Source organism: Streptomyces chiangmaiensis, assembly GCF_036281785.1.
GTDB lineage: Bacteria > Actinomycetota > Actinomycetes > Streptomycetales > Streptomycetaceae > Streptomyces > Streptomyces chiangmaiensis.
The window spans coordinates 1-8,828 of the sequence record NZ_JAYWVC010000277.1; the positions used below are offsets into that span (position 1 = coordinate 1).

The 8,828-nt window shown below is 68.7% G+C and carries 7 protein-coding genes and 1 pseudogene; 6 read left to right on the plus strand and 2 right to left on the minus strand.

The window, feature by feature from the left end; genetic code table 11:
• Positions 1 to 387 precede the first annotated feature (387 nt).
• Both VXC91_RS39625 and VXC91_RS39630 read right to left on the minus strand, forming a co-directional pair.
• The gene (locus VXC91_RS39625; RefSeq protein ID WP_329512207.1) at positions 388 to 1,542 is read right to left on the minus strand and encodes a hypothetical protein; all 1,155 of its coding nucleotides are present in this window, start codon (positions 1,540 to 1,542) and stop codon (positions 388 to 390) included.
• 1 nt (position 1,543) lies between these two features.
• Entirely contained in the window at positions 1,544 to 3,094 is a 1,551-nt protein-coding gene (locus tag VXC91_RS39630; RefSeq protein WP_329512208.1) for a M48 family metallopeptidase, read from the minus strand.
• A gap of 1,193 nt (positions 3,095 to 4,287) precedes the next feature.
• Between VXC91_RS39630 and VXC91_RS39635 the strand changes: the two are divergent.
• The 6 genes and pseudogenes from VXC91_RS39635 to VXC91_RS39660 all read left to right on the plus strand — a co-directional run bounded on the left by VXC91_RS39635 (position 4,288) and on the right by VXC91_RS39660 (position 8,429).
• A pseudogene (locus VXC91_RS39635) lies at positions 4,288 to 5,379 on the plus strand (integrase core domain-containing protein).
• Positions 5,376 to 5,762: an NUDIX hydrolase gene (locus VXC91_RS39640; RefSeq protein ID WP_329512209.1), complete on the plus strand. Its 387-nt coding sequence runs from the start codon at positions 5,376 to 5,378 to the stop codon at positions 5,760 to 5,762. The pseudogene VXC91_RS39635 and the gene VXC91_RS39640 overlap by 4 nt, the downstream one beginning before the upstream one ends.
• A gap of 13 nt (positions 5,763 to 5,775) precedes the next feature.
• Complete coding sequence (locus VXC91_RS39645) at positions 5,776 to 6,219, plus strand: NUDIX hydrolase (protein ID WP_329512210.1); 444 nt, start codon at positions 5,776 to 5,778, stop codon at positions 6,217 to 6,219.
• Positions 6,220 to 6,344: 125 nt separating this feature from the next.
• Positions 6,345 to 6,893 (plus strand): SigE family RNA polymerase sigma factor, encoded by a 549-nt coding sequence (locus VXC91_RS39650; protein ID WP_329512211.1) that lies wholly within the window; start codon positions 6,345 to 6,347, stop codon positions 6,891 to 6,893.
• Positions 6,890 to 7,855: a hypothetical protein gene (locus VXC91_RS39655; RefSeq protein WP_329512212.1), complete on the plus strand. Its 966-nt coding sequence runs from the start codon at positions 6,890 to 6,892 to the stop codon at positions 7,853 to 7,855. Before VXC91_RS39650 ends, VXC91_RS39655 begins: the two co-directional genes overlap by 4 nt.
• 196 nt (positions 7,856 to 8,051) lie before the next feature.
• Positions 8,052 to 8,429: a hypothetical protein gene (locus VXC91_RS39660; protein WP_329512213.1), complete on the plus strand. Its 378-nt coding sequence runs from the start codon at positions 8,052 to 8,054 to the stop codon at positions 8,427 to 8,429.
• The last annotated feature ends 399 nt before the right edge of the window (positions 8,430 to 8,828 follow it).

Sequence of the window (8,828 nt, forward strand, 5' to 3'; positions counted from 1 at the left end):
GTATCGGTACGCCGCTTGACCTGCGACGATGTGCAACATCCTCAAGGAACACGGCATCGCCCCGCCCCCGAGCGGAACCACACCCCCTGGCCAGCGTTCCTGCCCTCCCAAGCTCACACCATCCTCGCCGCCGACTTCTTCGAGACCAAGACGCTGACCGGGGCGACCCTGTACGTCCTCGCTGTCATCGAGCACGCCACCCGGCGCGTGCCGATCCTCGGCGCGACCGCGCACCCCACCGCGGGCTGGGTCACTCAACTGGCCCCAAACCTGGTCACGGACCTCCACGACGCCGGCCCAGAGGTGAGGTTCCTGATCCGCCACCGCGACGCGCACTACACGAACGTCCCCTCCGGCAGCTACCGCGGCCTCCTGGGCGAGCCTCTCTCAACGCTCCATCGTCCGCGCCTCGTTCATCTTGGCCTCCTCCGCCTCACGGATCAGGTGCGCCGCTGCGAGGACGAGGTTCTGGCGGACAGAGCAATAGAAGGCCACCGGGTCAAGGTAGTACCTCCACGGCAGCGCACCGATGAAGCCGTCCACCAGGCGCAGTTGCTCCGCCGCCTCGACCGTGCGGCGCTGCGCCCGCAGGAACCAGACCAGCAGATGGCGCGCGGCGGGCAGCCAGGGGTGTCCGGGCGGTGCCATGGCTAGGTCCGCGAAGAGCGCGTCGATCGCCGCGGTGGCCTCGGCGGACTGGTAGCGGGGATGGCTGCGCTGCTCCTCGTGCAGTTCCTCAAAGAGGGCGATCAGCCGCAGCAACGGAAGCAGACTCCCCGCGGGGGCCTGCGCCACGGCAGACTCCGCGAAGGCGTGCATGTGCTCGTCGGAACCCCGCCACTTGGCGCACCAGTACTGCAGGGCGGCGGAGTGTGCACCCACGTGGTGCGGGGCACGGACGACGACCTCGCGCCACAGCGCGTGCATGTGCTCGTGCGCCCAGCCTTCGCCGAGCGCTACGCGGATCATGGCGATGTACGGGCACGGATCCTCAGGAGCGAGCCGCGCCGCCTCCGCCAGCGCACCCGAAGCCTGCGCCAGCACCCGGTGGAAGTTCTCGAACTGCTCCCGCGTGGTGTCCTTGGCCCCCCTGTTGCCGCGCAGCTTCCAGGCGAGAGCCACGAGACTCTCCGCGCTGACGAGGACGGCAGCCGCGTCGCCGGGGCGCGCGGCGCGCCAGGCCCGCACCCAGGAGTCGTCCTCGGCGGCCGCGCTCGCCAGGACGGTGACCCGGATCCAGCGCCACTCGGGGTCGGAGGCCGCAAGCAGTTCTGACGCAGGGGCCCAGTCACCGGTCGAGGCGGCCTCCAGTGCCTTGACCAGCTCCGTGTCGGGGCCGGGCAGCCTGGTGTCCAACAGCTCGTCGGCGACGAGCCCGTAGTCCTCGGGGCGGTAGACCCAGGCGGGCGTTGCAGCGGGCTGGGCGGGCGCGGCGGCCGGCAGGCGGGGGCGCTTCGTACGGTTGAAGGCCCCCTCGCGATAGCGCTGGACGAACCAGACGGCCGCGGCGGCGACCGGGAGAAGCAGGAAGAGGCGGGACATCTCACAGTCCTGTCGGCGTCGGGGACATGGTCAAAGCCGGCTCGAGCCCATGCAGCAGGCAGCGGAGCGGCCAGGTGTCCGGGGTCTCGGCGACCAGGCCGTCGAGCGCCGCCGCGACGGCGCCTTCCACGCCCTGGTCGAACTCCAGGTGGAGGGTGCGGGACCAGCTGTGCGTCCAGCGGGCGCGACCGCCGTCGACCAGGGCCAGAAGCACAGGTGCGGTGACCGCATCCCGGAACGCGGTACGCGCGAACTCCCTGGCCACCCGGCCGGTGGCCTGCTGGGCGCGATCCGACTTCGGCAGGCTGTCAGCGATGAGGTCCAGCCAGCCGGCTTCGACGGCCTGCAGCAGCGTGGACAGGTCGGGTACCGGCACGCCTACCACGGCGGAGGCAGTGCTCAGGACCGTCGCGGCGTCGCGTACCAGCGAGGCCCGGCCGGCGCCCCTGGCGAGTTCCTCCCAGTCCACGGGACGCTTCGCCTTCGCCTCCGGGGACAGGGCCACCGCCGCGACGTCGGCGCACACTCGCGGGGCTCCGCGCAGCAGGGTGAGCGCCGCAGGCTCCGCATCGGCGGCGACGCGTCCGTCACCGGGCAGGGACTCGATGGCGGCGATCCGCTCGGAAATGGGCGGGTGCGAGTCGTAGGGGCCGGCCTCGTCCTCGGGCGGATTCCGGCGCAGCTCGTCGAGTTCGCGCTGCCGGCTGGGCTCGGAGAGCAGCCCGTACAGGCCGCCGTAGAACTCCTCAGGCAGCGGCAACAAGCCAGCTTCCCAGCCGACTTCGGCGTAGCGGTTGAGGTAGAACCCGTATGCGGCGTCCAGCGCGGGGATCTCGCGCAGGGCCGCGGCGGTGTGGTCCCGGCCGGCTATGCGCGCCGCCATCCGGTCCGCAGCGAGCTCCTGATGTCGGCTGACCGACTGCGAGGTACGCAGGTACAGCTGCGCGTACCACGTGAAGAAGGCGCGCATCGGCCGGTGCCAGAACGCCTTCCCGGCCCAGTACGCCCGGGCCACGGTGAGGACGCCCTCCCGGCCGCGGACGGTGGTCGGGGCCAGCCGGACATCGCGGTTGCTGTAGTGTCCCAGCTCGTGGGCGAGCACCGCGTCAAGCTGATTGACCGTCAGTCCGATGAGCAGCGGCACGCCGACGTACATCCGGCGCCGTCCAGGGAGCAGCCCCATCAGGCGCACGTCCTCGCTGACCGCGGCGTTGACCGTAGGGACCAGCCAGATCTCGGCGGGCGGACGGGTGCCCACCTGCTCCGCGAGCCCCCGCACCCGGGCCCACAGCTTCGGCTGTTGCTCCGGCGTCACGGGTACGCCTCCCAGCCCGGCACCTCCGCCTCGCCGGCGCAGACTCGCCAATACCCCGCGCACCAGCGGGATCGCAATGACAACCGTGAGACCGATCACCTTGCCTTCGGCGACGACGGGAGTGGCGCTCTCGGTGCGCAGCAGCAGGGCGACGTCGATCGAGGCCAGGGCGGCAAGGGTGCCCAGTGTGCAGAGGTAAAAGCCGAGCAGCAGGCCGACCGCCTGCGCCGCACGCACGGAGGTCCCCATCCCATCCGCCCCGGGGCCGGTCCCGGCACCGCTGGGGGGTCCCGCCACGGCTGAGCGCTCCGGGCCCGCGGCAGGCGCCTCGGGCATGCGTCGGCGAACGATTCGTCGTATCAAGCGGCACCTCTCCGTAGTCTCTCCACGTCGCCCGGTCTGAATCGCCGACGGTCCTGCCTCCAGGTCGCAGGGCAGTCAGCGCAGGCGAGGCACTCCGTCAACGCACCAGTGGCCACGAACGTCATAGCTGCGGCAACGGAACCCGCCCCGACGGTCCGCGGCACGCCACGGGTTGGCCTGGCGAAGCGCCACAGTGCGCTGCCCGCACCCTGCTCGCCGAGACCTGAGAAGCCGTCCGCACGCTGCGGCGGGCACGGTCAGCCAGGAATCAACAAAATCACGCAACACCGCACGGAGCAGCAGGGAACCGGCGAACGACAGCCAGCGGTAGGTCCTGCTCCAGCGGCGAACACGTGACCGCGAGGACGACGCCGCCCCTTCCGGCGACTCAGTCGGCGATTTCCTGAAGAAGTGCCATCTTCCCGCTGCCGGCCAGGCCACCGACGACGGCGATCCCACCTTTCCCGGACTCAGCCCCCACAATCAGGCCTCGCAGGACCGAAACTTCATTCTTCCTCTCGACCAACGGAGCCAACCGCGACCGACCCCATTATTTACTCGACATCAGACGAGGTAACCGTCGCGACAACACGAGCGCCCCGCATCGGGGGCCTCTCGCAAGAATTACGACAACAGGTGAATTCACAACCCTCCACAAGATTACTCCGTACCGCCGCATTACATCACGCAAAATCCAAGTGAGGACAAAAAGAATTCTATAAGCATGCAAACGCCAAACAAAAATGGGCCGTGGCGCGAAGTGAATCAGATACTCTATACTTATTTGAGCAATTAGTGTCATATAGTCGATTCATCTTGCCCTGCAGCGTGTTGTCCAGGCGGCCAGTTCGTTGTCGGCGGCGGGCGTGGGGCCTGTGGGTGCCGATAAATCGTCCGTGCAGGTCAGCGGCGTGTGAACCATCGGCTGAGGCTGTAGGTGCCAGAATCCTCATCCGTGCTGGTCAAGGGCCGTTTGGGTACTGTCGTGGGGGCCTGCCGGTCGGCGGTGACGTGGGGGTCTCGCTCGGTGGTTGCTGGCCGGTTCCGGCTGACGCCAGGATGGTCCGGTGCTGCTGCGACTGCCCTACCTGGCCTTGACGAGCGTGTTCACCTTGATACGGCTCCTGCCGATCGGCGACCGTGACAAGGATGCCGAGATCCTGGCACTGCGCCACCAACTGGCCGTGCTACAGGGGCAGATCGACAAGCCGAAGCTCACCTGACCCGACCGCGCGCTGCTCGACGCACTCCTGCACCGCCTCCCCCGGCTACAACGTCGCCGACTCCCGTTGATCCTCTCCCCCGCCACCCTGCCGCGCCGGCACCACGACCTGTTACGCCGACGCCACGCCAAGGCCTCCCGCCCCAAGCGTCCCGGCCGACCGCGCACCGTGCGTTCCGTCCGCGCCCTGGTGCTACGGCTCGCACAAGAGAACTCCAGCTGGGGCTACAGGCGCATCCACGGCGAGCTCGTCGCTCTCGGCATCAAGATCGCCGCCTCCACCGGGTGGAACATCCTCAAGGAACACGGCATCGACCCCGCACCCGGGCGGAACCACACCACCTGGCCGGCGTTCCTGCGATCCCAAGCCCACGCCATCCTCGCGGCCGACTTCTTCGAGACCAAGACCCTGACCGGGACGACCCTGTACGTCCTCGCGGTGCTCGAGCACGCCACCCGGCGCGTGCGCATCCTCGGCGCGACCGCGCACCCGTCCGCGGCCTGGGTCACCCAACTCGCCCGAAACATGGTCATGGACCTTCAGGACACCGGCGCCAGGGCGAAGTTCTTGATCCGGGACCGGGATGTTCGCTACCCGGCGGCCTTCGACGCGGTCCTGCAGGTCGAGGGTATCGAGGTCGTCCAGACCGGTGTCCGGATGCCGCGCATGAACGCGCTCATGGAGCGATGGGTGCGATCCTGCCGGACCGAGGTCCTCGACCGCACCCCCATCTGGAACCAGGCCCACCTACCCCACGCGCTACGCGAGTACGAGCAGTTCTACAACCAGCACAGACCCCACCGCACTCTCGCAAGCGCCGCACCACTCAGCCCCCTGCCCGAACCGATCACCGAGCCCGACCGGCTCACCCACCTCGCCGTCCACCGACGCGACCGCCTCGACGGCATCCCGCACGAGTACCAACATGCTTCGTGACCAGCACGGACGTGGTTCTTGGCACCTACAACGTCGAGACCGGCGAATCGCCACTCCAAGCTGCCAGCCGAGAGGTACAGGAAGAACTCGGCCTCACGCTCACCCTCGGCCGCCTCCTGGCCGTCGACTGGGCACCCAACGCCACCGAGGGCGACAAGGTGCTGTACCTGTTCGACGGCGGCGAGCTCGCCCCAGAGACCGTGGACGGCATCCGCCCACAAGCCGAGGAACTGAAGGCCGTCAGGTTTGTGGCCCCGCACGAGATCACAGACCGCACGATCCCGCGACTGGCCCGCCGAATCCTCGCGGCCATCGAGGCCCGCGCCGAGAGTGCTCCGGTGTACCTCGAGCACGGCCAAACCCCGGGCAACCTGGCGGCATAGCGGAGCGCGAGGAGTGCCGACCGACAGCCCAAGACACTCCGTATCAGTAGCGGGGATCGTCATTCGCGAAGACGGCAAGATCCTCGCCATCCGACGCGCAGACAACGGCGCCTGGGAGCCACCCGGCGGCATCCTGGAACTGCACGAGGACCCACAGACAGGCGTCGTACGGGAAGTCTTCGAGGAGACCAGCATCACCGTCGACGTCCACCAACTCACCGGCGTCTACGAGAACATGAAGCTGAGCGTCGTAGCCCCGGTCTTCCGCTGCGAGCCAGTGGCCGGCACTGAGCGGACGTCCAGCGAGTCAACCGACATCGACTGGCTCACGCCCGACGAGGTCCGCGAGCGTATGTCCGAGGTCATTGCGATCAGGGTCCTGGATGCCTTGGATGACAGCGGCCCCCACGTGCGGAGCCAGGATGGCAGGCACCTCATCCCTGTGCGGTCCCGGTAGACGCTTGACGCTTCGGTCCCAGCTGATGGTTGTCAGTGGCCCCGCTCGCCTGACCGACGAGGTACCGGATCCCGGGCAACCGAATCCGCCGACACTGTGGTCTGGAGGGCGAGGGAGGGTGCTTGATGCAGGCCAAACAAGAGGCCGAGTTCCAAGAATTCGTCAGAGCGCGGTGGTCCCATCTCGTACGGACCGCGTATCTGCTCACGGGCGACGTGCACCACGCCGAAGACCTGACTCAGACGGCGCTGGCCAAGGCGTACCGCGCATGGCGGCGCGTCTCGCGCAGCGACAGTCCGGAGGCGTACGTCCGACGGATACTGGTCAACTGCAACAGCGACCGGTTCCGCAAGCGGCGGGTTACGGAGGCTCTGACCGCGGCGCCGCCGGAGGTGGCCGGGCGCGACGAGGCCGTCTCGTGGGCCGACGAGCGCAGCGCCCTGGTCGCGGCGCTGGCCGGACTGCCGCCGAAGCAACGTGCGGTGATCGTCATGCGCTACTGGGAGGACCTGTCCGAGGCCGAGGTCGCCGAGATGCTCGGCTGCTCGCCCGGCACGGTCAAGAGCCAGGCGTCCAAGGCGCTGGCGAAGTTGCGTACGCATCCGGGGCTCGGGCAGATCGTGGACGAACCTGTCCGCGTCCGAGTGTCGTCCGGGCAGGGAGGCAGCAAGTGAACGAGGAGCAGAAGCAGCAGCAGGGGACGGGAACCAGCGGGAACTTCGAGGAGCAGCTGCGCGAGCTGCTCGCCGAGGACGCGAACACAATCCGGCCCGCACCGGTGCCGTATCCGGCGATCCGCCGCCGGGGCGCGATCGAGCGGCGGCGCCGGTTGGCGGCGGCCGGGGCGGCCCTGGTGACGCTGACGGTGCTGCCCGTGGGGGCGTACGCGCTGACCGGCGGGAACACGGGCGGGGACACGGCGGCGTCGACACCGTCGGTCAGCGCCACGCCGCGGACGTCAGCGACACCGACACCGACGCCGTCCGCGTCGCCGTCGGGGCCCACGCGGCCGGCCACGGACGGCCAGCTCCTCGACGGGATCACCTTCGGGCAGGCCGCCGACGGGCTGGAGAAGTGCCTCGCATACGACCGGTCGCACACACGCGGCCTGTCCGCCAAGTTCCACACGGACCTGGGCGCAGCAGCGGACTACCGGATTATCCTGGCGATGAACAGCACCGGCGACTCCAACGCGCCCGGTGACGGCATCTACGTCGTCGCGGTGAAGAAGGTGAAGAAGCAGCCGGAGCAGACCCGGCTGATCTGCAACATCAAGAACGGCGAGGCCCAGGGCATCAACATCAGCGGGGGCTCCGACGGTCCGCCGGACGCCGGCCCCGTGATGGCCGACATGAACGGCGGCAAGCTCTACCACCAGTCGATCCTCGACCGCGGCAACTGGAAGCTCCCGTTTCGATGGGGTGTCATCGGCACGGTCAAGCCGCAGGTGGCCCGGGTGGCCGTCTCTTACGGCGACGCCACCAGCCAGGCCGCCCTGGACCACGGCTGGTTCGTCGCCTCCGGCATCCTGAACCAGCAGGTCACCGTGGCCCCCCACATCAAGGGGTACGGCGCCGACGGCAAGCTGGTCTACGACTCCGACAAGGACAAGTACTACCAAAAGACGCTGACGTAGCGCCACTCGACCGGGGGCGCCATACCGGGGATGGCGCCCCCGGATATCGGTCAGCGATTTGGCACGAGGACCTTTCTGGTCGCCGGTGCTTCTCTGCACTTCACCCGATTGGGCGATCGGAGCCGCCGGCGGCCGGTGCGCGGCCGAGCGCAGGACCCTACGGATCCGTGGCTCGCTGCCGTGATCGACTGAGGCCATGAGCTTGTCAGTGGATGTGTTCGTCGTCGGTGAGGACGACAAGATGAACCTGCTGGATGTCCCGGATGGAAGTTCCGACCTAGGAGGCTTCGAGCGCTGGCGTACCTCCGTGTGGGGGTCAGAGGCCGTGCACTCGTTGGGGGCGAGGTTCTTCCCGATTTTGGCCCGCGGTGACCTCACGGTGGCGCCGGACCAGGTGGCGGACTTCCTGGATGAATGTGCCTTGATCCGGAGCAACCTCGAACTCGTCGCGCCCAGCGCCGACCCGGCGAAGTCGCATGCGGAGTACGTTCGGCAGATCTCCGAGCGCCTGCGGAACATCGAGGACGCTGCCGAGCGTGCGCAGAGCGTCAGGGGTGGTGTGGTCATCTGGTAGGGCGGCCGTTCTGGAGGAAATTCGACGGTCGGTCTGTCCGTGGCGTGGCAGGATGGCGCCATGACGTTGATCCGAAGGGGCGATGCCGCGTAAGTCGCCCGGCGCCGTGCGCGCCCAGACGCGGTTGATTCGGGGTCAGTCCCGACAGTTCAGCCAGGTCCGAGGCCTGCGACGAAGTGCCCAGGCTGCTGTCAGGCGCCTTGAGGCTCACAGGTTTTGGCCCGGGTTCTTGAGTGAGGCGCTCGGCCAGTACGAGCGGTTCTTGCGCCAGCCTGGTCGGTGGCTCTATGTGCCGTTGGCGGGTTGCCCGTGCCACGATGTGTTGGGTGGTCGGGACAACCTGCAGGCCATTCTTGATGCGCTGCCGTCGGCCGCACGCCGCGAACTGAGGCAGATCGT

Excerpts from the sequence above, each read along its gene's own strand:
- VXC91_RS39625 (WP_329512207.1), bottom strand. The coding sequence starts at position 1,542 with ATGTCCCGCCTCTTCCTGCTTCTCCCGGTCGCCGCCGCGGCCGTCTGG.
- VXC91_RS39660 (WP_329512213.1), top strand. The coding sequence starts at position 8,052 with ATGAGCTTGTCAGTGGATGTGTTCGTCGTCGGTGAGGACGACAAGATG.
- VXC91_RS39650 (WP_329512211.1), top strand. The coding sequence starts at position 6,345 with ATGCAGGCCAAACAAGAGGCCGAGTTCCAAGAATTCGTCAGAGCGCGG.